This window comes from Gordonia tangerina (assembly GCF_021556435.1).
Taxonomy (GTDB): domain Bacteria; phylum Actinomycetota; class Actinomycetes; order Mycobacteriales; family Mycobacteriaceae; genus Gordonia; species Gordonia tangerina.
In genome coordinates this window covers 42,000-67,035 of the sequence record NZ_JAKGCU010000023.1, presented here as the reverse complement: position 1 = coordinate 67,035, position 25,036 = coordinate 42,000, and the positions used below count along the sequence as shown (strand labels likewise).

At 65.9% G+C, this 25,036-nt stretch carries 20 protein-coding genes and 1 tRNA gene; 11 read left to right on the top strand and 10 right to left on the bottom strand.

Going from position 1 to position 25,036, the window contains the following annotated elements; all coding sequences use genetic code 11:
• Positions 1 to 3: 3 nt before the first annotated feature.
• Complete coding sequence (locus L1892_RS19735) at positions 4 to 1,518, top strand: MFS transporter (RefSeq protein WP_235725342.1); 1,515 nt, start codon at positions 4 to 6, stop codon at positions 1,516 to 1,518.
• A gap of 150 nt (positions 1,519 to 1,668) precedes the next feature.
• Here L1892_RS19735 and L1892_RS19730 read toward each other — a convergent pair whose 3' ends face one another.
• From L1892_RS19730 to L1892_RS19720, 3 genes are all read right to left on the bottom strand, one after another.
• A complete protein-coding gene (locus tag L1892_RS19730) occupies positions 1,669 to 3,648 on the bottom strand; it encodes an HNH endonuclease signature motif containing protein (protein WP_235725341.1) in 1,980 nt (659 codons plus the stop codon).
• A 414-nt stretch (positions 3,649 to 4,062) separates the two neighbouring features.
• A complete protein-coding gene (locus tag L1892_RS19725; protein ID WP_235725340.1) occupies positions 4,063 to 5,046 on the bottom strand; it encodes a TauD/TfdA dioxygenase family protein in 984 nt (327 codons plus the stop codon).
• Between the two features lie 101 nt (positions 5,047 to 5,147).
• Positions 5,148 to 7,493, bottom strand: coding sequence for an arylsulfatase (locus L1892_RS19720; RefSeq protein WP_235725339.1), 2,346 nt, complete (start codon positions 7,491 to 7,493; stop codon positions 5,148 to 5,150).
• Between the two features lie 240 nt (positions 7,494 to 7,733).
• On the opposite strand from L1892_RS19720, the gene L1892_RS19715 reads away from it, so the two are divergent.
• The 4 genes from L1892_RS19715 to L1892_RS19700 are packed head-to-tail and all read left to right on the top strand — an operon-like array spanning position 7,734 to position 12,879.
• Entirely contained in the window at positions 7,734 to 9,323 is a 1,590-nt protein-coding gene (locus L1892_RS19715) for an ABC transporter substrate-binding protein (protein WP_235725338.1), read from the top strand.
• 3 nt (positions 9,324 to 9,326) lie between these two features.
• Positions 9,327 to 10,286: an ABC transporter permease gene (locus L1892_RS19710; RefSeq protein WP_235725337.1), complete on the top strand. Its 960-nt coding sequence runs from the start codon at positions 9,327 to 9,329 to the stop codon at positions 10,284 to 10,286.
• A complete protein-coding gene (locus L1892_RS19705) occupies positions 10,283 to 11,227 on the top strand; it encodes an ABC transporter permease (RefSeq protein WP_235725336.1) in 945 nt (314 codons plus the stop codon). The genes L1892_RS19710 and L1892_RS19705 overlap by 4 nt, the downstream gene beginning before the upstream one ends.
• Positions 11,224 to 12,879 (top strand): dipeptide ABC transporter ATP-binding protein, encoded by a 1,656-nt coding sequence (locus L1892_RS19700; protein ID WP_235725335.1) that lies wholly within the window; start codon positions 11,224 to 11,226, stop codon positions 12,877 to 12,879. Before L1892_RS19705 ends, L1892_RS19700 begins: the two co-directional genes overlap by 4 nt.
• A 21-nt stretch (positions 12,880 to 12,900) precedes the next feature.
• Here L1892_RS19700 and L1892_RS19695 read toward each other — a convergent pair whose 3' ends face one another.
• The 3 genes from L1892_RS19695 to L1892_RS19685 all read right to left on the bottom strand — a co-directional run bounded on the left by L1892_RS19695 (position 12,901) and on the right by L1892_RS19685 (position 15,619).
• Positions 12,901 to 14,535: a cation:proton antiporter domain-containing protein gene (locus tag L1892_RS19695; RefSeq protein WP_287015533.1), complete on the bottom strand. Its 1,635-nt coding sequence runs from the start codon at positions 14,533 to 14,535 to the stop codon at positions 12,901 to 12,903.
• A 144-nt stretch (positions 14,536 to 14,679) separates the two neighbouring features.
• Positions 14,680 to 14,751: transfer RNA gene (locus L1892_RS19690), tRNA-Gln, on the bottom strand.
• A 112-nt stretch (positions 14,752 to 14,863) separates the two neighbouring features.
• Entirely contained in the window at positions 14,864 to 15,619 is a 756-nt protein-coding gene (locus tag L1892_RS19685) for an SDR family oxidoreductase (RefSeq protein WP_235725334.1), read from the bottom strand.
• A gap of 126 nt (positions 15,620 to 15,745) precedes the next feature.
• Between L1892_RS19685 and glmU the strand changes: the two genes are divergently transcribed.
• The 3 genes from glmU to arsC are packed head-to-tail and all read left to right on the top strand — an operon-like array spanning position 15,746 to position 18,626.
• Positions 15,746 to 17,227 (top strand): bifunctional UDP-N-acetylglucosamine diphosphorylase/glucosamine-1-phosphate N-acetyltransferase GlmU, encoded by a 1,482-nt coding sequence (glmU, locus tag L1892_RS19680; RefSeq protein ID WP_235725333.1) that lies wholly within the window; start codon positions 15,746 to 15,748, stop codon positions 17,225 to 17,227.
• Between the two features lie 30 nt (positions 17,228 to 17,257).
• Complete coding sequence (locus L1892_RS19675; RefSeq protein ID WP_235725332.1) at positions 17,258 to 18,235, top strand: ribose-phosphate diphosphokinase; 978 nt, start codon at positions 17,258 to 17,260, stop codon at positions 18,233 to 18,235.
• 49 nt (positions 18,236 to 18,284) lie between these two features.
• Positions 18,285 to 18,626 (top strand): arsenate reductase (glutaredoxin), encoded by a 342-nt coding sequence (gene arsC, locus L1892_RS19670; protein WP_235725331.1) that lies wholly within the window; start codon positions 18,285 to 18,287, stop codon positions 18,624 to 18,626.
• Positions 18,627 to 18,635: 9 nt separating this feature from the next.
• Here arsC and L1892_RS19665 read toward each other — a convergent pair whose 3' ends face one another.
• From L1892_RS19665 to L1892_RS19650, 4 genes are all read right to left on the bottom strand, one after another.
• Positions 18,636 to 19,079: a limonene-1,2-epoxide hydrolase family protein gene (locus L1892_RS19665; RefSeq protein ID WP_235725330.1), complete on the bottom strand. Its 444-nt coding sequence runs from the start codon at positions 19,077 to 19,079 to the stop codon at positions 18,636 to 18,638.
• A gap of 237 nt (positions 19,080 to 19,316) precedes the next feature.
• Complete coding sequence (locus L1892_RS19660; RefSeq protein ID WP_235725329.1) at positions 19,317 to 19,586, bottom strand: hypothetical protein; 270 nt, start codon at positions 19,584 to 19,586, stop codon at positions 19,317 to 19,319.
• Positions 19,583 to 19,981, bottom strand: coding sequence for a hypothetical protein (locus L1892_RS19655; RefSeq protein WP_235725328.1), 399 nt, complete (start codon positions 19,979 to 19,981; stop codon positions 19,583 to 19,585). The genes L1892_RS19660 and L1892_RS19655 overlap by 4 nt, the downstream gene beginning before the upstream one ends.
• Before the next feature lie 146 nt (positions 19,982 to 20,127).
• Complete coding sequence (locus tag L1892_RS19650; RefSeq protein ID WP_235725327.1) at positions 20,128 to 21,375, bottom strand: WXG100 family type VII secretion target; 1,248 nt, start codon at positions 21,373 to 21,375, stop codon at positions 20,128 to 20,130.
• A gap of 522 nt (positions 21,376 to 21,897) precedes the next feature.
• Between L1892_RS19650 and L1892_RS19645 the strand changes: the two genes are divergently transcribed.
• The 3 genes from L1892_RS19645 to L1892_RS19635 all read left to right on the top strand — a co-directional run bounded on the left by L1892_RS19645 (position 21,898) and on the right by L1892_RS19635 (position 24,992).
• Positions 21,898 to 22,530 carry a 50S ribosomal protein L25/general stress protein Ctc gene (locus L1892_RS19645; protein ID WP_235725326.1) on the top strand — a complete coding sequence of 211 codons (633 nt, stop codon included), beginning with the start codon at positions 21,898 to 21,900 and terminating at the stop codon, positions 22,528 to 22,530.
• Between the two features lie 19 nt (positions 22,531 to 22,549).
• Positions 22,550 to 23,116, top strand: a complete 567-nt coding sequence (pth, locus tag L1892_RS19640) for an aminoacyl-tRNA hydrolase (RefSeq protein ID WP_235725325.1) — start codon at positions 22,550 to 22,552, stop codon at positions 23,114 to 23,116.
• 61 nt (positions 23,117 to 23,177) lie between these two features.
• Positions 23,178 to 24,992, top strand: a complete 1,815-nt coding sequence (locus L1892_RS19635) for an SLC13 family permease (RefSeq protein ID WP_235725324.1) — start codon at positions 23,178 to 23,180, stop codon at positions 24,990 to 24,992.
• Positions 24,993 to 25,036 lie beyond the last annotated feature (44 nt).

Genomic DNA, 25,036 nt, shown 5'->3' with positions numbered 1-25,036 from the left:
TGGATGAGCATTGTCTACGACGACCTCGACGATCCATCCGTCGAGAAGGAAACCCACGAGGCGCGTCAGCATCGGCTGCGCTGGGTGGTGCTGGGCGTCCTCGCTCTGGCGCAGTTGATGGTGGTGCTGGACGCAACCATCGTCAACATCGCCCTGCCGCATGCGCAGGAGTCGTTGGGCTTCGGCAACGAGGACCGGCAGTGGATCGTGACCGCGTACGCACTGTCGTTCGGCAGCCTGCTACTGCTCGGCGGTCGCCTGTCCGACCTGTGGGGGCGGCGCACCACTTTCATCGCCGGTCTGATCGGTTTCGCGGTGATGTCGGCGATCGGCGGTGCCGCCGTGAACTTCGAGATGCTGGTCGCCGCGCGAGCCGGCCAGGGCATCTTTGGCGCCCTGCTCGCTCCTGCCGCATTGTCGCTGCTCACCACCACTTTCACCGATCCGTCGGAGCGCGGCAAGGCCTTCGGCATCTTCGGTGCGATCGCCGGCGGCGGGGGCGCTTTGGGGCTGCTGCTCGGCGGAATGCTCACAGAGTGGGCCGATTGGCGTTGGTGCCTGTACGTGAACTTGGTGATCGCAGCCATCGCACTGGTCGGTGCTGTCCTGTTCCTCGGACCGCACAAGGCCGATCACCGTCCGAAACTCGACCTGCCGGGCGTGGCCCTCGCATCGTCAGGCCTGTTCTCGATCGTGTACGGATTCTCCAATGCCGAGTCCAACGGCTGGGGTGACTGGGCCACGATCACCTGGCTGGTCGCCGGGGCCGCACTGCTGGCAGCGTTCGTCTGGTGGCAGTCACGCGCCGAGCACGCGCTGTTGCCGCTACGCGTGATCACCGACCGCACCCGCGCCGGGTCGTACCTGGTGGTGTTCATCGCCGGGATCGGCATGTTCGGCATCTTCCTGTTCCTGACGTATTACCTGCAACAGAACCTGGGATTCAGCCCGATCCGCACGGGCCTGGCGTTTCTGCCGATGATCGGCATGCTGGTGGTCACCGCCACCACCTCGACCGGTGTGTTGCTCCCCCGGTTCGGTCCGCGCTGGTTGATGGCGGCGGGCATGTTCATCGCGGCGGGTGGCATGCTGTTGCTCACCCAGATCACCGCGACGAGCTCATACGCCAGCCATGTGCTGCCGGCGCTGCTGATCATGGGAGTCGGCATCGGCGCATCGATGGCTCCGGCGATGCAGGGCGCGATCTCTGGTGTCTCGTCGGAGGACGCGGGCGTCGCATCCGCCACCGTCAACACCATGCAGCAGGTGGGCGGCTCGGTGGGCACTGCGCTGCTCAGCACGATCGCCGCGAGCTCTGCGGCAACGTTTGTGAGCGGCCACGCATCGCTGGCCACCGATCCGGCGCAGTTGGCCCAGCTGGCCGCTGTGCACAGCTACACGACCGCGTTCTGGGTGGCCGCTGCGGTATTCGCAGTCGGTGGACTCATCGCCGCACTGCTGGTTCGTAGCGGCAAGCTCCCGGTGGCTCCTGAGGGTGCGGCCGCCATGGCGCACTGATCCCGAGACTCACCCAGCAAGCGGTGCCCTTGCTCTCCGCGGAGAGCAAGGGCACCTTCTGTTTGGTTCTCGACGCGTAGGGACTGTTCCGGCGACCGCCCGCCACTCCGACGGCTCGTCAGTAGTTCCGACCGCAGGATCGCCGACGAGTCACCGCGGGTAGGTGACGATGACCTGTCCGGTGCGCGCGTTGCGCCAGGAGATGGTGCGGTCGGTGTGCATGGTCGGTATCCACGGCCCGTCATGCTTACGGTCGTGGTCGGGCCGGCACAGCGGTGCGAGATTGAACGCCACGGTCCAGCCACCGGCCACCGGGTCGGCATGGCAGAACTTGAGCAGGTGGTCGAGTTCGCACTCCTCGGACGGTCTGCCGCAGTACGGGTAGCGGCAGCGTCGGTCCAGTTGGATGATCTCCGCGCGGAGGGCCGCCGACGGCTTATAGGTCAGCGCCCCCGGTGGTGGGGTGGCGAAACCACCGTGCCCGGTCGGGTCGATCGGTGGGGCCGGTGCGCGGTTGCCGAAGATGATCAACCCGCTGGCGGCGCGGGTTTCACTGGGGCGGGCGGTGATGGTGGTGGCGTGTGGTGCGATTCGTGCGGCGTGGGCGGGATCGATGGCGCCGTAGCCCATCAGGCGGGTCGGGTCGAGACCGGTCGGGTCGCGCAGCAGGGTCAGGCCGGGCACGATGAGGTCGGAATCGGTCTCTGTATCGGTGTCGGTGTCGGTGTCGGTGTCGGTGTCGGTGTCGGCGGGATCATGTTCAGCGGGTGGTGCGGTGATGAAATCTCGTCGCGATCCCGGGGAGGGCGCATCCTCAGCGGTGTCATCGGCATCGATTCCGGTACCGGATTGGCCAATTTCACCGTTCTCGTTGTCGTTGTCGTTGTCGCGGTCGATGTCAATGTGATCGTCAATGTCGGCGAGGGTGATCGGCTGTTCTTCGGCCGCATCAGGCCCACCCAGCACGGGTTCGACGGTGGTCTGGCCGGATGCAGCGGTGTTGTCCGCCGTGGTGGTGTCGACCGACGAGTCACGGACACCGCCGGTGACCGGACTCGGGGTGGTGGCGGGTGCTGGGTTGTTGGTGCGGGTTGGTGTGGCGGGGCAGGTGTCGTCGCCGCAGTGGCAGCGTAGTTTTGCGCCGGGTGCTTTGATGATTTCGGCGAACGCGGTGACGCGTTGGGCTTTGATGCTGCGTCCATCGCGGCGGCACACCCGTCGGCTGATCAAGGCGCTGATGCGGTCGCGCAGGTGTACGCCGTGTTCGGCGGGGATGCAGGCATCGACGGTCATGTGACCGAACGCTTCGGCACCGATCGTCACATCCCCGAACAGGTCGGTGATGTCGTCGCGGGTCTCGGCGGCTCGATCGGGGTCGAGGCTGATGATGATGGCGTCGAGATCATCTCGCAGGGCGGTGTCGGTGGTGGGTCGGCTGGCCAGATCGAGCACCACATCGTCGAAATCCCACGGCTCATCTTCGTCGGCATCGTCGGCGGCGGGATCGTCGGTGGCGGCAGGGTCGGTCTCGGACGCAGCATCATCGGAGCCGCCATCATCAGTGCCGTCGCCGTCGGAGCCGTCGCCGTCGGTGCGCTCACCATCGGTGCCGGGATCGAGGTCGGCTGCGGGGTCGTCGAGGTCGAGGGTGAGTTCCTCCTCGACATCCTTGCTGTCGGGTTCGTCGGTGTAGGCGTTGTCGGCGAGTTCGCCGAGTCGCTCCCGCAGGTCGCCGGTGGGGCCGGTGGCGGCGCCGCGGATGGCCACACCCAGCCGGTGGGGCCTCAAATCTCCGGAGCGGAAGGCATCACGGATCTTGGGGTGCTCGTCGAGCAGTTCATCGAGACCGACCCATTCGCCGGCTTGACGTCGAGAAATACCCAACTGCAGTGAGATTTCGCCTTTCGCGGCTTTGTCGGCGGCGTTGCGGACTCGGTTCGGAACGAAATCGTTGTATCCGGCGAGACGCTCGTTGTAGGTGGATTGCCCGATCTGACGGGCGATCTGCATCGCCAGGGCTTGGGCTTGATTACTCAGCCGCAACAAATCGCGACCGTACTGCGCCAACTCGCCGAGACTGCTGGAGGCCAGCAGAGCGTCGTCGGCGGCACGGTCGGTGAAGGTGAACACGAAACGCTCCTTTCCGGCGAAGACGGTCTCTGAGGTCGGGATGGGTTGGTGGGGAATCGAACTGCTATCAGACTATCGGGAGGGTCTGACAACTTTGGTGCACTGCGGGGTGGGCTGTGGATGGACTTGCTCGGTGAGCTGTTGGGTACAGGATAGCGGCGGGGTGTGACACCTTGTCCTGCGTAAGAGTGGTTGCGTGGGTGTACCCTTCGTGACGCGGCCTCGCAAGCTCGGACGCTCCTCAGGGACCAGGGGATGCTCCCTCGCAAACGTGGTCGTTACTCAGCCCCGGGGGACAGCATGTGGGTTCGCACGTACTCGCTGCGCCCCTCCATTTCTTCAACTACGGCACGGAGGCCACAAAAGGCCCCGGCCCTGAGCAGTTGATGCTCAGGGCCGGGGCCTCGTGATGATTCAGGCTGCGAAAAGGGGAAGTCGAGCTGACTTCTCGACGCTGGAGTAGTGCGAGGCGTCGCCCTGCAGCACCTGGCTCCGTTGCCCTCGAACGTCAACCGGAACGTCACCGGCGAGGGTGATCCGGTGTAGCTCGCGCTGCTGATTGCCGTAGTCGGAGATGCCATAGTGCTGGGTCGCCCGGTTGTCCCAGATCACCACATCGCCGAGTCGCCAGTTCCAACGGAAGGTGTTCTCCAGCTTCGTGATGCGACTCTGCAGAAGCTGATACAACTCACCGAACTCGGCGGACTTGAGTCCTCGGAACTCCTTGGCGAAGTGACCGAGCAGCAGGCTGCGCTCACCGGTCTCCGGGTGTACCCGTACCACCGGATGCAACGTCTGGTACTCCGCGCTGGTGAACTCCTTGTAGTGCTCGGACTTTCGGCTGATGTCGACGCCGCCCGACGGCTCGGACTGATTGACGTAGTCGTACAGATTGGTATGCGTGGCCCAGAGCTCTTCGGCCAACGCCCGCAGCGGTTTCGGTAACTGTTCGTAGGCGGCGACCGTCGAGGCCCAAGTGGTCGCGCCGCCGTAGGACGGCAGGGTAACCGCCCGCAGAATCGACGCCTTGGGGATGCGGTCGACGAAGGTGACATCGGAATGCCAGCTGTTGGCTGCACCCTCGATCGTCAGCAGCTGCGTCCCCCGCGATGTAACGGTCGGGTGGGGCGCGGTCTGCTCGCCGAGCAGGCCGGCGAACGCGTACTGCCCCGCGTCGTCGAGGTGATGTTGCCCCTCGAACACAACGGTCTTGTTGACTGCCAGGGCGAGCCGGATCGCCTCGACCTGCTCGGTCGGGAGATCACCACCGAGCCGGACCTGCCCGATCCGGGCACCGATGTGCTCTCCCAGCTTCTCGACGGTGATGCCCCCGTCGGCGTACACCTGCTGCGCCGCGCGCTCACGTTCCGTGCGGTCGTCGATCTGAGCCAGCGTCATTCCTAGAAACCTCTCGTGAATTCTTTTGTTTCAACGTTTTTCATCTCAGCACCGATGACACCGACAAGGCGAGGTAACAATCATGCTGATCGCAACGCCGATCAGTCCGCCGACCGTTCGGCCGCCTCGTCGAGACCCCGCCGCACATCCACACCCACCCGCGTGGGGCCCGGGCGATACGTGACGGCCCGCAGCGCCGGACCGAATCGGAATACGCCACGGCGCTGGCGCAGTTCGGGGTCGACCGGACCGCGTGCGTCGAGTCCCACCGAGATGCCTGTCCAGGGCGCCATACCGACCAGTTGGACCTGGTCGTCGAGCTTCACAATCGTCGACGCCTCGCCGTCACACACCGCCTCGACCGTGAGGTTCCAGCGCACCGACGGTGTCGCGGAGGCGCGCAGACACAACGCGGTCGCGCCGTCCGGCAGCCGACCCGACTCCCGCCGGACGCGGCCATAGGCGTTGTACACCAGGTGCACGGCTGCCGATTCCACGTACAGCAGATAGCCGCCCTGCTGGTCGCCGTGCGCGACGATCACCCCCTCGTCGTCGGCGGTCCAGCCCTCAAGTTCCGCCTCCACCACGAAGTCGCGGTAGGCGATCAGGCGGCTCGACCGGTAGCGCTCCAACGTCGGTGTGCCGGCGAGAATCCGGATCGGATCGCTCAACCGCGCCTCCGCGGGCCGTCGACGTAGCTGATCTGCGGGACGGTCGTACAGCGGGAACACCGTGTTGCGCCAGGCCGCGGCATCCCACGCGGCGGCCAGCTCGGCAACCTTGTCGGGATGTCGGGCGGCGAGATCGGTGGTTTCGGCCGGGTCCGTGGTCACGTCGTACAGTTCCCACGCCGGATCGTCGACGGAGGCCGGGTCCCGGTGTAGTGACACCAGTTTCCAGCCGTCCCGGTAGTAGCCGCGGTGCCCACCGAACTCCGCGTACTGCTCGGTGTGCGGTGACTGGGCATCACGGTCACGCAGGACGTCGGCGATGCTGACACCGTCGCGCTCCTGAGCGGGCCGCCCGTGGCGGTGGTCCGGTGTGTCGACCCCGGCGAGTTCGAGCAGGGTGGGCACGAGATCGGTGACGTAGGAGAACTGACGACGTACACCGGTGTCGTCGGCCGCCCGGGGCAGTCCGTTCGGCCAGGACACGACGAATGGAACCCGCACGCCGCCGGCGAAGGTCTGCCCCTTGTAGAAGCGGAACGGGGTATTGGACGCCTGCCCCCAGCCGCGTGGGTAGTGCACCCCGAGTGCGGCCGAACCGATCAGATCCTGGTCGTGCGGCACGTCGCGTTCCCAGTCGGGTGGCACCGGACCGTGCACGAATTGGCTGAAGTACGAACGCGTCCCAACCGGTCCACCCTCGGCGGTGCCGCCGTTGTCCGAGGTGAACACGATGATCGTGTTGTCGAGCTCACCGAGTTGCTCAAGGGTGTCGACCACTCGTCCGACGCTCTGGTCGACGCTGTCGACCATCGCTGCGTACACCTCCTGGTAGCGCTGGAATCGCTCCTGCTCTGTGGGTTCGAGGTCATCCCACAGCGGTGCGTCGAACCCGGGCTCGGTGTTGCGTTCCGCCATCGGGGTGTCCGGGTCGAACAGCCCGTTCTCGATCTGTCGCTGGAACCGTTGCCGCCGGACCTCATCCCAGCCCTGGCCGTAGCGACCGCGATACTTCGCGAGATCGGCCTCCTTCACCTGGTGCGGTCCGTGCATCGCGATGTGCGCGAAGTACAGGAAGAACGGCTTCGTCGGGTCCTGCGCGCGCAACGCGGTGATCTGGGAGATCGCACGGTCGGTCAGGTCATCGGTGACGTAGTAGTCATCGGGGTACTCGGCGACGTCGACGACGGTGTTGTCGGCGATCAGCTGGTTCGGGTAGAAGAACGAGTTGAGTCCCTCCAGTGAACCGTAGTAGCTGTCGAAACCGCGCTGCACCGGCCACGAGCTGCGGTCGCGTCCCGGGCCCATGTTCGCATCCCGCACCAGATGCCACTTCCCCACCGCATACGTGGCATATCCACCGGCACGCAGGATCTCCGGCAATGTCAGCACATCGTCGGCGAGTTCGAGTCGTAGCCCCGGAAACCCGGGATCGGAGTTCGCCACACTGCCATAACCCGCCCGATGCGGGTTCAGCCCGGTCAGCAGCGCCGCGCGCGCCGGTGAGCACACCGGGGTGGTGTGGTAATTGGACAACCGGAACCCGTTGCGCGCCAGCCGGTCGATGTTGGGTGTGTCGATCTCCGCGCCGAACGGCGAGATGTCGGAATAGCCCATGTCGTCGACGAGGATCACCACGATGTTCGGAGCACCGGCCGGGGCCGTCGGTTCCTCCGGCCACCATGGCCGCGACACCGAACTCGTGCGGCCGATCACCCCGTCGAAGCCGTCGTAACCACGCGCGCCCGCCGGCAGATCAGTTCTGTCCGCTTGTGCCATCGCTTGTCTCCCTGCACATCACATCGAGCCTCGCGCCCGAACACCGAGCACGTTCGGCCAAGGTCAACCGCCTGTCAAGGGTTCGATCCGAGCGAAATTCAACGACGCGGACCACCCGTTCGATCCCCATACTGGATGTCGATTCTTCGCCCGTGCACACGTTTTCGATTCCGATGAGTGTACGGATCCCGTGTGGTCGGCCATCACCGATCACCTCGACCCGACAGAGATGTGATCACCATGCCCCGACACCGAGGTGCCCGCGCCGCTGCGGTCATCGTCGCCATCTTGCTCGCGCTGGCCGCTGTAGGATGCGAGTCCGCGGTTTCGCAGCAGCAGCACTCGACCGCGCCCGCCGCACCCGGAGACCCCACACCCCGCGGCGGCGACCTGCGGGTCGGCGTGCTCGGCGACCTCTCGCCGAAGGCGTTCCTGCAGATCGGGACCGGGTCGATGAACGGTCAGGTGGTGGCCAATGCCTTCGACACCCTCATCCGGTACGCCCGTGACTCACTGACCGTCGAACCGTTGTTGGCGACCGCCTGGCAACTCGCGCCCGACGGCCGCTCCCTCACGCTCGATCTCCGAACCGACGCCACCTTCCACGACGGCCGTCCGTTCGTGTCGTCGGATGTGGAGAACTCGATCAAGGCATATCTGGGTGGACCGTGGACGCCACAGTTCAAGCGCACCGCCGCCGCCATCGACGAGTTCGACACGTCTGATCCCCACCGAGTGATCCTGCGCTTCGCACACCCGTTGAGCAATATCTTCGATCTGCTCGACTCAGCGCCCATCATCGACCAGAACACCCTGCCCGCATTGAAGGCCGGCACCGCATTCAACGGCACCGGGCCGTTCCGTTTCGAGTCGTGGCAACCGAATTCCACTGTCCGACTCGTCCGCAATGAGCACTACTGGGGCGGGTCACCGGCTCTGGATTCGGTAACTTTCGTCGTCGTCCGCGATAACCAGTCACTGTTCACCCGCCTACGCACCGGGCAGATCGACGTCGCCGACGGCCTGAGTTATCACGATCAGCAACTGGTGACCCAGCGGTATGGCTTCACCGGGATCACCCTGACCGGCGCCGAGTCGCAGGAATACGTGGGGATCAACGTCACCAACCCGGCGCTCGCCGATGTCCGCGTACGCCAGGCGATCGCGTACGCCATCGACCGTCCACGCATCATCAACGACGTCTTCCGCGGCAGCGGATACACCGTCAATCTGCCGTGGCCGAAGTGGTCACCGGCGTATCGCGCGAACGCGAACACCACCTACACCCGCGATCTCCAAAAGGCCCGTGCGCTGGTGAGCCAGGTCGGCTCCATACCTCCCTTGACACTGGACTATTCGACCCCGGGCAACGACAGGGTGATTGCCGAGATCGTCCAGTCGAATCTCGCCGCTGTCGGCATCGAGGTGCGCTTGGTGCCCAACGACCAGACCCAGCAGGCGTCGAAGCTGATCGGTGGCAAGTTCGACGGACTCTGGCTGCTACAGCACGCCTTCGCCCAGTTCACCCCGTCAACTCTCGCCGTGTCCGCCTATCCGTTCAACGCGGCGAAGAACTCGTCGAACTACTCGAACCCGGAGTATTCCGCGGCTGCGGAGGAGGCATGGACGGTCCGCGACAGTTCCTCTCCGGAAGCGCTCGCCGCTTACCGCGAACTCGACGAAGCCTGGCTGCGTGATCTGTTTCTCATAGAGATCGGCGTGGTGCTGCGCCAGGTGGCCACCGCACCGTCGGTCGGCGATGTCGACTGGGACCGTCGCAACCAATTGCACTTCGCCGGAACCTATCTCACTTCGCCAGGAAAGCACTAACCAATGACCGGATACCTTCTGCGCCGCGTTCCCACGGCCCTCGTCGTGCTCGCGGTCGCCTCGATTCTGATCTTCGCCGTCCTCCGACTGATCCCCGGTGGGCCCGAGGCAGCACTGGCCGGTCCGGATGCATCGCCCGCCCAACTGGCGGCGATCCGGCACGACCTGGGTCTCGACCAGGCATTCATCACCCAATACCTGTCCTGGCTCGGTGACATCCTCACCCTCGACCTCGGCACGAGTTACCAGGTCGGCGGCAGCATCACCGACCTCATCGGGTTCGGACTCACCAACACACTCATCCTCACCGGTGCGGCACTGGTCATCGCGATCGTCCTCGCGCTGGCCCTCGGGCTGACCGCAGTGCTGTTCGAGAACCGCTATGTCAACGCGATACTCACCGTCGTCAACGCGGCCGCGATCGCATTGCCCACGTTTGTGGTCGGCACCGTGCTCATCCTCGTTTTCGGCGTGCGGTTGCGTCTGCTGCCGGCCGGCGGCATACCGCCGAACGGATTCACCGACTCCCTACAGATCAGCGCGCAGTACCTCATCCTGCCCGCGCTCACCCTCGGGCTACCCGCGGGCGCGATGCTCGCGCGGTTCCTGACCGAATCGCTGCGCACCGAGCTGCAGCAGCCATACGTGCTCACCCCGCGGGCGCTGGGCGCGTCCCGGACCGACATCGTGCTCAAGCACGCGCTGCGAAACGCGCTGCCACCCACGTTGACCGCCCTCGGCATCACCGTCGGCGCACTTCTTGGGGGCGCCGTGCTGGTCGAATCCATCTTCGGGTGGCCCGGGCTGGGGCTGCTCACCGAGGAAGGCATCTTCGCCCGTGACTATCCCCTCGTCCAGGTCCTGATCCTCTTGTCGGTCGCGGTGTTCGTGATCATCCAGCTCCTCGCCGACATCGTCCACGCCTGGCTCGACCCCCGAATCCGACTGGCAGGTGACCGATGACCACCCATCCCAGCAGTGTGTCCACCACCGACACGTCGCCGACGACCTCGACCCAGCCCGATCCCGATCTGGTTCCCGGCCTGCTCCCGGAGAGTCCCGGCGACCGGGAGGCGCGACATCCTCGAACACCGCTGTGGCGCAGCCTATTGCACGGCACCGGACTGGTCGGCAGCATCCTCGTGCTCACCGTGATCCTGGTGGGGACGCTCGGTCCGCTGTTCACCCCATACGGGCCCACGCAGCAGATCGACGGCGCCTACCTGCTGCAGCCCGGCCTCGATCACTGGTTCGGTACCGATGACGTCAACCGCGACATCGCGACCCGGGTCCTCTACGGGATCCGTACCGACCTGCTGATCATCTTCCTCGCGGTCCCGATCGGTGCCGCGCTGGGTGTGATCGCGGGTCTGCTCACCGTCGCCCACCCCGTCACCGACGTGATCGCCCAGCGCGTGTTCGACGTGATCCTCGCGTTTCCCGCGCTCATCCTGGGGATCACCATGACCGCGGTACTCGGGCCGGGAGCCGTGACGGTAGGGGTCGTGATCGCGCTCGCCGAGATCCCGATCTTCGGCCGTCTCACCCGCACCTCGGTACTGCGCGTGCGGGAACTCCCCTACGTGGAGGCGGCCCGGGTGAGCGGTGCGACCACGTCACGCATCCTGCTGCGCCACGTTCTCCCCCACTCACTGGAGGCGTTGTCGGTGCAGTTCGCCCTGTCGCTGTCGCTTGCAGTCTTCATCGAGGGCGCGCTCAGTTATCTCGGTGTGGGCGTGGTCGCCCCGGCCCCGTCGCTGGGGTCGATTCTGGCCGGGGGCAACGGATACCTGGAAACCAACCCATGGTTCTCGCTCGGACCGCTGATCGTCGTCTCGATCCTCGTGCTGGGCTTCTACTTGATCGCCCAATCGATTTCACATGACCGGAGGATTCGCCGATGACCGCCGACCTGACCCCGCCCGCGCTCACCGTCGACGACCTGCGAGTCCGCTTCGACTACCCCCGACCGGCCGTGTCGGGTATCAGCCTGTCGGTCGATCGCGGCGAGATCCTCGCACTGGTCGGCGAATCCGGCTCCGGCAAGACGATCACCGCACAAGCGGCCATCGGCTTGCTGCCGGCCGCCGCGCACGCGTCAGGGTCGGTGAAGGTGGACGGGATCGAGGTACTCGACGCAACGGAACCACAGTTGCGAGCGTTGCGTGGCAATCGTGTCGCGATGGTCTTCCAAGAACCGCAGACCGCACTCAACCCGTCGCAGACAGTGGGATGGCAGCTGCGACAGGCCCTCCGCGCACACCGGCGGGTGACACGGACGCAGGCACGCCGACGAGCAGTCGAGCTGCTGACGCTGGTCGAGATCGACGAACCGGAGGTTCGGGTCGACCAGTATCCCCACCAGCTGTCCGGTGGGCAGAAGCAACGCGTGGTGATCGCGCTCGCGTTGGCGAATGATCCGGTGTTGCTGCTGGCCGACGAACCGACGACGGCGCTCGACGTGTCGGTGCAGCAAGAGATCCTGGGACTCCTACGTCGGCTGCGCGACCGTACCCGCGCCGGAATCCTGTTGATCACCCACAACCTCGGCGTCGTCGCCGACATCGCCGACCGCGTCGTGGTGGTGCAGCTCGGTGAGGTCGTCGAGACCGGCGACGTGCACGAGATCTTCGCACGCCCCACGCAGCCCTACACCCGACAACTGCTTGCCGCCGTGCCGAGACTGCCCGACGGTCTCGACGACGACCCGATATCCGACACCTGCGCGCCGACGATCACCGATGTCACAGAGCAGCCGGTCCTCACCGTCGAGAACGTCACGGTCACCCATCCCGGTCGTCTCGGTTCGCCACCGCGCACCGCGCTCGATGCGGTGTCGTTGAGCATCGGTCGCGGCGAGGTGGTGGGCGTGGTGGGTGAATCCGGCTCGGGCAAGACCACACTCGGACGTGCCATCGGCGGTCTCGTTCCCGCCCGCGCCGGCCGTATCCTGATCGACGGCGAGGACATCGCAACATTGTCCCGAACGCGGCTGCGCGAGTTACGCCGCAAGCTCGCCTTCGTACCGCAGGACCCGAGCGCGTCCCTCGATCCGCGATTCACCGTCGCGGAGTCCATTCGCGAACCACTCGAGATCCAGGACATCGGCACGCGCGCCCAGCGCGACACGCGGGTCGCCGAACTCCTGTCCGCGGTGGCACTCCCCCGCCCGTTCGCCGACCGTCTGCCGCACGAACTGTCCGGCGGTCAACGCCAGCGGGTGGCGCTGGCCCGTGCACTCTCGGCCGACCCGGAACTGCTGATCGCCGACGAACCGACCAGCGCACTCGACGTGTCGGTGCAGGCGCGGGTGCTCGACCTCTTTGCCGACCTACAGGAGGAGTTCGGGTTCGCGGCCGTCTTCATCAGCCACGACCTCGCCGTGGTCGAACGGGTGGCCGATCGAGTGGTCGTGTTGCGCGGTGGCCGGGTGGTCGAGACCGGCGATGCGCGAACTGTACTCACCGTCCCGACCGACCCGTACACCAAGGCTCTCGTCGACGCGGTGCCGTACCCGGATCCGGTGGTACAGCGCCGAAGTCGGGTTACGGCGTGACGATCGTGGCGCGCCGGCGGATCACGAGTTCTCGCCGGAGTGTCTCTCCGTCGTCGGCGGGTCCGGCGGTTCGTCGCCGCGATCGCCATCGCCGGCGACCTGATCGGCCAGCTCCAGGCCGGCGCCCGCATAGACGTTGAAGGCGATGCCGACGCCATGGTCCTTGGCCCACTGCACCTCATCGTCGTAGCGGGCCACCGCGGCAACCCGGCCGCTGAATCCCGATTCGCGCAGGCATTCGAGCGCAGTCACGTTGGCGCCGTGACGCGGCATCGCCAGCACGGCGATCCGCACCGAATCCGAATGCCGCAATTGGTTCCAGAAGTCCAGGTCGGTGGCGTCTCCCTCGATGACCCGCAGGCCTGCGTCGGCGAGTCGCCCGATTCGTGGCCCGTCGTAGTCGACACCCACCACCCGTAGGCCGTAATGGTCGGTCAGCCGCTGATATGCGGCGAAGCCGACGCGTCCCATCCCGATCACCACAACCTCGGCATCGCCGGCGTCGCCGGGACGCTCCTCCGGGTGCAGGGTGCGTTCGTCCTGGGCGGGCAGCCGAGTGGCGATCTTCTCCACCATCAGGTGGCCGCGCCCGTTGACCAGCGCCGATACCACAAAACTCAGGGCCACCGCGATCGACATCTCCACCAGCCAGGCCTCGGCGAGCAGCCCGGTGGTCACCCCGACGGACACCACGATCAGGCCGAACTCCGAGTAGTTCATCAATCCGAGCCCGGCGAGGATTGCGGTGCGATAGCGAAGCTTGAGCATCGACAGCAACGCCACGTACCAGGCCGCCTTGAACGGCAGCAGCAACACCATCAGCAGCGCGACGCCGATGGTGGGCAGATCCGGCAGCCCCGTCAGACCGATCGACACGAAGAAGGCGACGAGCAGCAGTTCCTTGAGATGGAACAGCGACCGCGCCAACTCCGATGAGGCGGGATGCGAGGCCAGCAGAACGCCGACGATGAGTGCGCCGAGGTCGCCCTTGAGCCCGACGGCGGTGAACCACGCGTAGCCCGGAACCAACGCCATCACGATGCCGAACAGCGACTGCATCTCGCCGTGTCCGAGGCGCCCCCAGATCTTGCGCAACACCTGGGTCAACGGCCACAACGCGATCAGGGTCAGCGCCCACGGACTCGGCGGGTGCCCGCCACTCACGGTCAGGAAGACCACCGCCACGATGTCCTGCATCACCAGGATGCCGATGGCGATGCGGCCGTACAGCGAATGTGATTCGCCACGTTCCTCGAGGATCTTGACCACGAACACCGTGCTGGAGAACGACAGCGCGAAGGCGAGAAGGGCGATCGTCTGCACACTCTGACCGGCCAGCATCGCCATCCCTGCCACGGCCGCCACCCACATCGCGATGCTGCCGAGCACCACGCTGATCACCATGTGCACCGACGTCGTCAACCACACCTCGCGCCGGAGCAGGATCCGGACGTCGAGTTTGAGTCCGATCGCGAAGAGCAGCAGGGTGACACCCAGATCCGCCAGCACGTCCAGCTGGGGCAGATCCTCGACGTTCATCGCGTTGAGCACGAATCCGGCGGCCAGGAAGCCGACCAACGGAGGCAGCCGCAGCGCCATGGCGAGGCCGCCCAGACCGAAGGTGACGACGAGATAGACGGCGATAACCTCTGTCACGCATTCCCCTGTTCCTCGGGCGCGGGCGATCGCCGGGGCCGGCGACGGCGCTGGTGCTGTCGGAGGTCTCAGTATCCCGACAAATGTCGGATTCCGCTGTGGACCGTCCGCCTCGAGAAATTACGGATGCGACGAAAGTCAGTGCTCCCCCACCAGGACTCGAACCTGGAATGCCTGAACCAAAATCAGAAGTGTTGCCGATTACACCATGGGGGATTACGCGCAGACGATTGTGCCACAGGCACCGCCCACGCTTCTGGCCGCACCTGCAGGGTCTGGCCGCGGTGTCCACCGCAAGCCGGAACCCGCAGGTGCGGCCGAAACGAGATCAGTCCTTCGGACCGCCCGCGGCGTAGACCACCTGGCCGGAGATGAAGCCGGCGCCTTCGCTGACGAAGAACGAGGCGAGGTGCGCGATGTCCTCCGGTGCGCCCACGCGGTTCACCGGGATCTCCTTCGCGGCGGCGGCCTTGAAATCGTCGAACGACACCTTCATGCGCTCGGCGGTCGCGGCGGTCATCTCGGTGGCGATGAAGCCGGGGGCGATCGCGTTGGCGGTGACGCCGAATTTGCCCAGCTCGATCGCGAGGGTCTTGGTGAAGCCCTGCATGCCCGCCTTGGCGGCCGAGTAATTGGCCTGGCCGCGGTTTCCCAGCGCCGAGGTGCTCGACAAGTTAACGATGCGACCCCAGCCGGCGTCGACCATGTGCTTCTGGCAGGCCTTGCTCATGTTGAACGCACCGCGCAGGTGCACACCCATGACCGCATCCCAGTCGTCGACGGTCATCTTGAACAGCATGTTGTCGCGGATGATGCCTGCGTTGTTGATCAGCACCGTCGGCGGGCCCAGTTCCTGGGCGACCTTCGCGACGGCCGCGGCTACCGACTCTTCGTTCGACACGTCGGCGCCGACCGCGATGGCCTTGCCGCCGGCGTCGGTGATGGCCTTGACGACATCGGCGCAAGAGTCCGCGTTCAGGTCGAGAACGGCGACGGCGAGCCCGTCGGTCGCCAGACGCTTGGCGACGCCCGCGCCGATGCCCCGCGCGGCTCCGGTGACGATCGCGACTTTCTGAGTGCTCATGGGTGTACCTCCGTTGGTCTGGGGCGGTCTGTCGCCTCACTGTTTCTATCAGGCCCGATCAATCGCTCGGTATCGCGTGGCGGGTCCGGGCCTCGGCGGTACGGCGACTGCGTACTATCGGGCCACATGACGGAGACGTCCACCCCCTCGACCGCTGTCATCGTCCTCGCCGCCGGCGCAGGCACGCGGATGAAGTCGAAGACACCGAAAATACTGCACAGCCTGGCCGGACGGTCACTGGTCGGGCACGCTCTGCATGGCGCCGCCGGGATCGATCCGTCGGATCTGATCGCCGTCGTCGGTCACGAACGTGAACGGGTGACCGCAGCGGTCACCGAGATCGGGGCGCATCTGGCCTGCACCGTCTCGGTGGCCGTGCAGGAACAACCTCTGGGCACCGGTGACGCGGCGCGTGCGGGTCTGGCCGGGCTTCCCGACGATTTCGCCGGGACCGTCGTCGTCACTGCCGCCGACGTGCCACTGCTCGACGCGGCGACCCTGCGCGCGCTCGTCGCCGCCCACACCGCCGATGGTGGCGCCGGGGTGACCCTGACGAGTTTCATCGCCGATGACCCGACCGGGTACGGCCGCATCATCCGGACCAACGATTCCCTCGTGCAGGCGATCGTGGAGCACAAGGATGCCAGCGCCGAGCAGCGCGCGATCACCGAGGTGAATGCCGGGATCTACGCCTTCGACGCGGCGCTGTTGCGGTCTGCGCTCGCCGAACTGTCGACCGACAACGTGCAGGGCGAGTTCTACCTGACCGGTGTCATCGAGATCGCCCGCACCGCCGAGCACACGGTCCGCGCGTTCACCGTCGACGACCCGATGCTCGTCGCCGGCTGCAACGACCGCGCGCAGCTCGCCGACCTCGCCGCCGAGCTCAATCGACGCATCATCCGCCGCCATCAGCTCGCCGGGGTAACCGTGGTGGACCCGGCCACCACATGGATCGATGTGGAGGTGGCCATCGGCACCGATGTCCGGATCGAACCGGGCACCCAGCTGCACGGTGCCACCACCATCGCCGACGACGCGCATATCGGCCCCGACTGCACCCTGCGCGATGTCACTGTCGGGTCCGGCGCCTCGGTGATCCGCACTCACGGCAGCGAGTCCGAGATCGGCGCCGACGCCACCGTCGGACCGTTCGCCTATCTGCGCCCCGGCACCCGCCTCGGACTGGGCGGCAAGATCGGCACTTTCGTGGAAACGAAGAAAGCCGACATCGGCGCCGGCTCCAAGATCCCGCACCTCACCTACGTCGGCGACGCGACGATCGGTGAGCAATCCAACATCGGCGCGTCCAGCGTGTTCGTGAATTATGACGGCGTGGCGAAACACCGTACGGTGATCGGGTCCCATTGTCGTACCGGGTCTGACAACATGTTTGTCGCACCCGTGCAGGTCGGGGACGGCGCCTACACGGGAGCGGGTACGGTCTTGCGGGACGATGTCCCGCCCGGCGCGCTCGCGGTGTCGGCAGGACAACAACGGAATATCGAGAACTGGGTGGTGCGTAAGCGCCCGGACACCGAGTCGGCACGCGCTGCACTCGATGCCCAACAGACCGACCGCCCGGCGGGTCACCAGCCCGGTGCCTGACCGCAGCACACCTCTAGCAGAAGAGTTTTCATGACCTGGACCACGGACAACCAGAAGAACTTGATGCTGTTCTCTGGCCGCGCGCATCCCGACCTCGCTCAGGCCGTCGCCGACGAGCTCGGCATCAAGGTGACCCCGCAGACCGCGCGCGACTTCGCCAACGGTGAGATCTTCGTCCGGTTCGAGGAATCCGTCCGGGGTTCCGACGCATTCGTCCTGCAGAGCTGCCCGTACCCGTTGAACCAGTGGGTGATGGAGGCGCTGATCATGATCGACGCGCTCAAGCGTGGATCGGCCAAGCGCATCAGTGTGATCCTTCCCTTCTATCCGTACGCGCGTCAGGACAAGAAGCATCGCGGTCGTGAGCCGATCTCCGCGCGCCTGATCGCCGATCTACTCAAGGCCGCGGGCGCCGACCGCATCATCACCGTCGATCTGCACACCGACCAGATCCAGGGCTTCTTCGACGGTCCCGTCGATCACATGCATGCACAGGGTCAGCTCGCCGAGTACGTCCGGGACAACTACGGCACCGACAACGTCACCGTCGTCTCGCCCGATTCCGGTCGTGTGCGGGTGGCGGAGAAGTGGGCCGACTCCCTCAACGGGGCGCCGCTGGCCTTCATCCACAAGACCCGTGATCCGCTGGTGCCCAACCAGGTGAAGTCCAACCGGGTGGTCGGTGAGGTCGAGGGCCGCACCTGCGTGCTGATCGACGACATGATCGACACCGGCGGCACCATCGCCGGCGCCGTCAAGGTCCTCAAGGACGCCGGTGCGGGCGACGTCATCATCGCCACCACCCATGGTGTGTTTTCCGACCCGGCCGCCGAACGGCTCGCGAATTGCGGCGCCAAAGAGGTCATCGCCACGGACACCCTGCCGATCGGCGAGGACAAGCAGTTCGAGAACCTGACGGTGTTGTCGATCGCGCCACTGCTCGCCCAGACGATCCGCGAGGTCTTCGAGAACGGTTCGGTGACGAGCCTGTTCAACGGCAGCGCGTAGGCCCGATACTCACGACTTGGCTGACGCCGCACCAGGTATGGTGTGCTGCGTGGACGCGACGATCTATCACAACCCGAAGTGCACGACCTCCCGCAAGGCGCTGCAGAAGTTGCGGGAGGCGGGCGTCGAGCCGACGATCGTCAAGTACCTCGATCAGCCCTACACTCGCGAACAGTTGTCGACGATGTTCGCCGACGCGGGCGTCACGGCTCATCAGGCCGCTCGCAAGCGTGAGTCGCTGTACAAGGAACTCGGACTGGCCGATGCCTCCGAGGACGCGGTTCTCGACGCCATGGTGGCGCATCCGGTTCTCGTCGAGCGCCCGTTCGTGGTGACCGACAAGGGAACCCGGTTGGGGCGACCGCTGGAGACGATCGACGAGATTCTCTGACCGACTGCCCTAGACGGCAACGACTTTCGGCGGCAGCGGTTTGCGTAGGGGTGGGATCACGGCGCCAAGCAGTCCCCGTACGAGCGCCTTGGTCATGTCGTAGTAGTCGAAGTAGTCCCGCCACACGGTGATCCGCCCCTCGCGGACCTCAAAGCGACCGCAGACCCAGAACTGCATGACGACCGGCCCGAACCGGAGTTCATCGACGCGTTCGGTGAGCACCACCGGACCGTCGGCCGTGACGTTGACCATCCGGTAGTTGAAGCCGACCCATGAATACCTGTCCATCCCGGAGAAAATGCCGGCCACCTTCCGCTTGCCGTGCACGGTCGGCAGCGAGACATTGGTGTAGGCGATGTTCTCGTCGACGTTCTCCAGAGCCGCGGCCGTGTCGGAGCGCGCGAGATCGTCGAGGAAGGTCGTGACGATGTCGATCGGTGTCTGCGATGTCATGGGGTCAGTATGCCTGTGACGAGGCGTCACGTGAACCACATCCGCCTGTCATTTCCCCCAGCCGAGACCAGGTCGCAGGCCCCACCGACGCCGAAACCCTGGCCGCTGGCTGCGTCTTGAGACGCAGCGCGCTCGGCGGCACAACCCGATGCCGCTGCTGCGGCGACGAATACGCACGCCAGCGATATCGCAGTTCGCACGGTCCACCGATGCGTCACGGCAGCAACTCTCCTTGTCTCACTCAGAGGTCAGCCATCCGCTACGGCGGGAATCACGGTAGGCCTGTTCCGCGCGATCCTCGAACTCGGACTGCGCAAGGGCTGCCTGTCGCTGCGTCTCGAGCCGTTCGCTCTCCTGCCGGTCCTGCTCTGCCCGTTCGCGTTCGCGACGCTCGTGTTCGAGACGGTCGGCGTGGGCTTGCAGTCGCGCTGTCGTGGTTCCAAGCCGGTCAAGCGATTCGAAGAGCCGCCGCTTCGCGCTCTCGAACTCCGGGGGTAGGTTGCTCACGGGGTCAGTCCGGTGTTGTGCAGGAGCTTCTCGAAGTGCGGGATGAACTGCTGGCACACGCTCGTCGGACTCGCAGTGGCCGACGGTTCACCGACACCTGATGCCGCAGCGGGCATGACGACGATATCGACCGACTCACCACCGCCTTCCGCGTCTTCCGGCACGAGCACCCCGAGACAATCCTGGTCCGGGATGGTGGCTGCATTCACGAGAAGCTTGCCGCTCGGTATCGCAAGCTCTTGTCCGCCGGCCTGCATGGGCGCGCTCGACGACGATCTGATCGAGTAAGACGCTGCCCCATTGCGACCTGACCATTCACAGCCATCGGTCGTTTCACTCGCCTCGACCACCTGCGCTTCACCGATCAACTCACTGACCTCATCCGCGTTGAGCACAGCGCAGTTCCCTGTCATCGTCACGCTGCCGCCGGCGTGTGAGGTCGTGGTCGCGGACGTGCTGACCGCCGAATCTGTCTCCGAACCGCACGCCACCGTCGACAAGCCGATCGCCAGAATCATCCCCCCAACAGCCACCCGACGCTTCATCGTCCGTCTTGCCATGCTGATTCCCCTTCTTCAACGCGGTATCCGGATTCTTCGCGGTCCGTGAGATGTTCGGTCCTGGCCAGGGTGATCACGTCCTGGCCGATCTGGCGTCGGCGATCGATCTCGGCAACCTGATGCTTGTAGGGCTCAAGCTGAGCCGCAATTTCGGCCTCACCCCGCTCCTGCAGATACCCCACCGGGTCCTGAGCGAATTCGATGAACGCGCGCAAGTCATCGATCGCATTCTCGATGTCTTGTACGGCAGGCAGGATGACGTCGCCGATTGCCTTCAGCAGGCTGATCAACGTGTCTGCCCAGGCGACAACACCGACTCCGGGGATGGCCTTGGCGAGCGCCTTCACCACGCCCTTTTTCTCGCCGAGGTCGACGAACCGCGCGAACTCCTCGACGATGGCGTTGACCACCGCTTGCACGGACTCTTCGAACTGGGTGGCCGCTTTGTCCAGGCCCTCCTGCAACATTCGGCCGAGCGCGGCCTCCCACTCGATGTAGTTCGCGGTGTTCTGCGCATACTCCGCAAAAGCCTGGGCGGACAGACCGTCCCACGACGGTTCGAGCTTCGCAGTGCCGTCCGTGACGTCGTTTCCGATCGTTCCGATGGCCGTGCCCGACGTTCCGTAGGTGGCGCCGATCCTGCGGAGCTCCTCCCAATTGCCGACGAGCGGTTCGAGCGCGTGCTTCACCGGGCTCCACCCGGCGTAGGTCTCGACCTTCGCGTCGATGTCGGCCAGCCAGCCCGCCTTCTCCCGAACCAACTCGCGGACGTCTGCCTCCCCCTTCGGCGGCTCCGTCACATCGATCGGCGTGGGAGTCCCGTAGCTCACCGGGTCGGGGTAGTCCTCGACGACGAGCTTCTTGCGGCTGTTGGATGGGTCCACCTCGATGTGCGGGCCGTTCTCGCCCGGGCCGCGGTCAACGGAGTGCGTATGTGCCCGCAAGGCATCGGCGTTCTCTTGATCCGTTTGGCTGAACAACCAGGCGGTCTTGCGCAATCCAGTGGACATCGTCGCCAGATTTGTGGAGATGGTTCCCCACCGGTGGTGGGTGCTGAAGTGCAGTTCGTTGATCGGCCCGCTCACGATGCCCAGCAGGCCCTCGAACCCGGATGACGCATTGGCCGTGTTGAGCAGGTCTCGCGCCCGCCCGAAGTCCGCGTAGTTCTCCCCGACGAAATTCCCGAAACCAGCAATCTCCGCCGGCTCGGCTCTGAACGTTTCCCCCATGCCCCCGCTTGTTCCCCCAACTCGATCTGCCCGATTCTCACTCGCTCACAGACTTGGACGCACCGTACCCGCGATCGGTTCCATCGATTTCGGCGGACGCACCGTGGACCGCCGTGGGTGACCTCGATACGCATCCTCGCGGGCTCGTCGGCGGCTCGACCAGCGCCTCACGTCCTACCGCCCTTCCCGCGCGCCGATTTGCCTCCCGCGCGTGAAGGTTCGCGCGCGGGAGCACGACAGCCGCGCGAGAGATAAACCGCCGCGCGCTAAGGGGGTCGGGGGCACCCCGCGACCAGCAGACCGTCCCGACCAGCGCGCATGTGACATTCGCCCTGACCATCGGCTATCCTTGCCGTCGTTGTCACGGCGAGGGTGGGCATCCACCGTTATCGGCGCGACCACCGCGAATCTTCTCCGCAGGTCATATGACTCCTGCATGTTGGTTCGGGGTCGTCGTCGCTCGCCGCGACCGACCCGAACAACCACGGTTCACCCCGAACCGACCGAATGAGGAGAAGAACAATGGCGACTCAGGCCTCCAAACTGACTGTCACCACCCGTACCGAAAAGGGCAAGGGCGCGGCTCGTCGCGCACGCCGCGAGGGTAAGGTTCCCGCCGTACTGTACGGCCACGGCACCGACCCGCAGCACCTCAGCCTGCCGGCGCTCGAGTTCGCCGCCATCCTGCGCGCCAACGGCGTCAATGCGGTCGTCGACCTCGACATCGAGGGCTCCAGCCAGCTCGCACTGACCAAGCAGGTCGACGTCCACCCGATCCGCAACTACATCGAGCATGCGGACCTGCTCGTCATCCGCCGCGGCGAGAAGGTCACCGTCGAGGTCTACGTCGTCGTCGAGGGTGAGGCAGCGCCGGGCACCCTGGTCACCCAGGACGCCAGCACCATCGAGATCGAGGCCGACGCGCTCTCGATCCCGGAGCAGATCACCGTCGACGTCGAGGGTGTCGAGGCCGGCAACGCCGTGCACGCCTCGGATCTGGCCCTGCCCGAGGGCGTCACGCTGATCAGCGATCCCGACACCCTCGTCGTCGCCATCAACGAGGCCCCGTCGGCCTCGGCGCTGGAAGAAGAGGCCGAAGAGGCCGGTGCCGAGACCCCCGGTACCGATGAGGCCGCCGAAGAGTCGGCCGAGTAGTCACCGGCGTCCGTCGAGAATGAAATTGATTGTCGGGCTGGGTAATCCCGGTCCGAAGTACGAGAAGACGAGGCACAACATCGGCGCGATGGTCGCCGATGGCCTCGTCGCCTCGGCCGGCGAGCGGTGGAAACTGCACAAGAAGTCGGGCGCGCAACTCGCCCCGATCACCCTCGCCGGCCATCAGGCGCTCGTTGCGAAACCACGCAACTACATGAACGAGTGCGGCCGTCAGATCGGCCCACTCGCGAAGTTCTACTCCGTACCGGCCGCCGACTTGATCGTGCTGCACGACGAACTCGACATCGACTTCGGGCAGCTACGTCTCAAGCAGGGCGGTGGCGAGGGCGGGCACAACGGTCTGCGCTCGATCAGTCAGGCCATCGGTTCACGCGACTACCTCCGAATTCGCCTCGGCATCGGGCGGCCCCCCGGACGTCAAGACCCGGCCGACTTCGTGCTGAAGCCGTTTCCCTCGGCAGCGCGCACGGAAGTGGAGTTGCTGATCGGCCGCGGCATCGACGCCGCCGAACTCCTGGTCTCACACGGCCTCGAAGCCGCACAGAACACCGTCCACGCGTGGTGAGTGTCCCCGGTCCTGCGTGACATCAACTGCGGACAGGCGACCGTGATGCAACGATGAGACGGTGTCCGACGCCACGCTGAGCCTGGTGATCCTCGCCGTCACCATCGTGCTGTTCGTCTGGAATCGGCTGCCCGTCGGCGTGGTCGCCATCGCCTCGGCGCTGGCTCTCTACTTCTGCGGACTGATCGACCTGGCCGGTCTCACCACCGGCCTTGGCGACAACGTGATCGTGTTCATCGCGGCGTTGTTCGTGGTGAGCGAAGGACTCGAGGCCTCCGGCATCACCGCGTGGGCCGGACGACTACTGACCCGGGCGGCCGGTACCGGCCGGGTGCGGGTGCTCGGAGCGATCACCATTCTGTCGGCGATATTGTCCGCGCTCATCACCATCAATGGTGCCGCCGCCGCATTGGTGCCGGTGACCGTCGCCGTGGCACGGCACGCATTCATGCTGCCGTCGAAAGTGCTGATCCCACTGGCCTATGCGTGCAGCGCCGGGTCGATGCTCACCCTCAGCGGCAGTCCGGTGAACGTCATCGTCAACGACGCGGCCCGCACCGCCACCGGCAACGGATTCTCCTACTTCGAATTCGGCCTCATCGGCATTCCCCTGGTCATAGTCACGTTCGCGGTGATCGCGATCTTCGGCGATCGGCTGCTTCCGGACCGCCGCTCCACGGCGCTGCCCGCCGACTTCAGCAACTATCTCGGCACCGTGGTGGACCATTACGGACTCGGTGAACGCGTCTACCGTCTGCATGTCGGGGCCGAGTCGAGCTGCGTCGGCACGCCGGTACGCGATGCCGTGGCGTCGGACACCCGCGACGTGCTGCCGATCGCCGCGCAGGGCGGTCTCGGCGCCGGTCTCGTCGAATCCGGGCATCGGCTCCAGAACGGCGATGTCCTGGTGGTGTCCGGATCCGGGCAGGCAGTCGACGACTTCGCGCGCAGTTGCGAGTTGACCGTCGAGGACGTGGCCGGACGGCATGCCCGGTCCGGACGACTGATCGATCGCGATGCCGGCGTGAGCGAGGTGGTCATTCCGCCACGTTCGGAGTGGATCGGCAGCAAGGTGTGCCCCGGAATGGTGCGTTCCGAGGACGGCCTGCTGGTCATGTCGATCCGCCGGCGCAACAAGGACGTCGGCCCGCGGTCGGTGGAACTCGTCGAGGGCGACACCATGTTGGTGCACGGCCCGTGGCGTGCCATCGATGCCCTCGCCGACAACCAGCAGGTGTTGGTCGTCGGCTCCTCCGAGCAGCTACGCCGCCAGACCGTCGCTCTCGGCCACAGCGCGCCACGTGCGGGCGTGATCCTGGTGGCGATGATCGCCCTGCTCGCCAGCGGTGCGGTACCTCCGGTGGTGGCCGGGCTGCTCGCCGCGCTGGCCATGGTCGTCAGCAAGGTCATCACCTCCGAACAGGCGTATCGCGCAGTGTCATGGCCGACGGTGGTGCTCATCGCGGCACTCATCCCGATGTCGTCTGCGATCACCGACAGCGGCGGAGCAGAACTGATCGCCCAGCCGATCGTGGACCTGGTGGCCGACCGCAGCGCCTACCTGTTGCTGATCGTGTTGTTCCTGCTCACCGCCATTCTCGGGCAGTTCATCAGCAACGCCGCCACGACTTTGATCGTGATCCCGATCGCGCTGGCCGCAGCAGCCGACATCGGTGTCGATCCCCGGCCGATCCTGATGCTGGTGTGTACCGCGGCCGCCGCGGCGGTGCTGACACCGATCGCCACTCCGGCGAACATGATCGTGATGAATCCCGGCGGATACCGGTTCGGGGATTACTGGCGACTCGGCGTGATCGTGATGGCGTGCTGGCTGGTCATCGCGGTCCTGCTGATACCGGTGTTCTGGCCGCTGTAGCAGGTCGCGCGTGCCGCACACCCTCCCGAACACTGATCTGCCGT

Bases quoted from the DNA above. Each gene is read 5' to 3' on its own strand.
- L1892_RS19685 (WP_235725334.1), bottom strand. From the start codon at position 15,619: ATGAGCACTCAGAAAGTCGCGATCGTCACCGGAGCCGCGCGGGGCATC.
- glmU (WP_235725333.1), top strand. From the start codon at position 15,746: ATGACGGAGACGTCCACCCCCTCGACCGCTGTCATCGTCCTCGCCGCC.
- L1892_RS19720 (WP_235725339.1), bottom strand. From the start codon at position 7,493: ATGGCACAAGCGGACAGAACTGATCTGCCGGCGGGCGCGCGTGGTTAC.
- L1892_RS19705 (WP_235725336.1), top strand. From the start codon at position 10,283: ATGACCACCCATCCCAGCAGTGTGTCCACCACCGACACGTCGCCGACG.
- L1892_RS19675 (WP_235725332.1), top strand. From the start codon at position 17,258: ATGACCTGGACCACGGACAACCAGAAGAACTTGATGCTGTTCTCTGGC.
- L1892_RS19715 (WP_235725338.1), top strand. From the start codon at position 7,734: ATGCCCCGACACCGAGGTGCCCGCGCCGCTGCGGTCATCGTCGCCATC.
- L1892_RS19700 (WP_235725335.1), top strand. From the start codon at position 11,224: ATGACCGCCGACCTGACCCCGCCCGCGCTCACCGTCGACGACCTGCGA.
- pth (WP_235725325.1), top strand. From the start codon at position 22,550: ATGAAATTGATTGTCGGGCTGGGTAATCCCGGTCCGAAGTACGAGAAG.
- L1892_RS19735 (WP_235725342.1), top strand. From the start codon at position 4: ATGAGCATTGTCTACGACGACCTCGACGATCCATCCGTCGAGAAGGAA.
- L1892_RS19650 (WP_235725327.1), bottom strand. From the start codon at position 21,375: ATGGGGGAAACGTTCAGAGCCGAGCCGGCGGAGATTGCTGGTTTCGGG.
- L1892_RS19710 (WP_235725337.1), top strand. From the start codon at position 9,327: ATGACCGGATACCTTCTGCGCCGCGTTCCCACGGCCCTCGTCGTGCTC.
- L1892_RS19665 (WP_235725330.1), bottom strand. From the start codon at position 19,079: ATGACATCGCAGACACCGATCGACATCGTCACGACCTTCCTCGACGAT.
- L1892_RS19725 (WP_235725340.1), bottom strand. From the start codon at position 5,046: ATGACGCTGGCTCAGATCGACGACCGCACGGAACGTGAGCGCGCGGCG.
- L1892_RS19645 (WP_235725326.1), top strand. From the start codon at position 21,898: ATGGCGACTCAGGCCTCCAAACTGACTGTCACCACCCGTACCGAAAAG.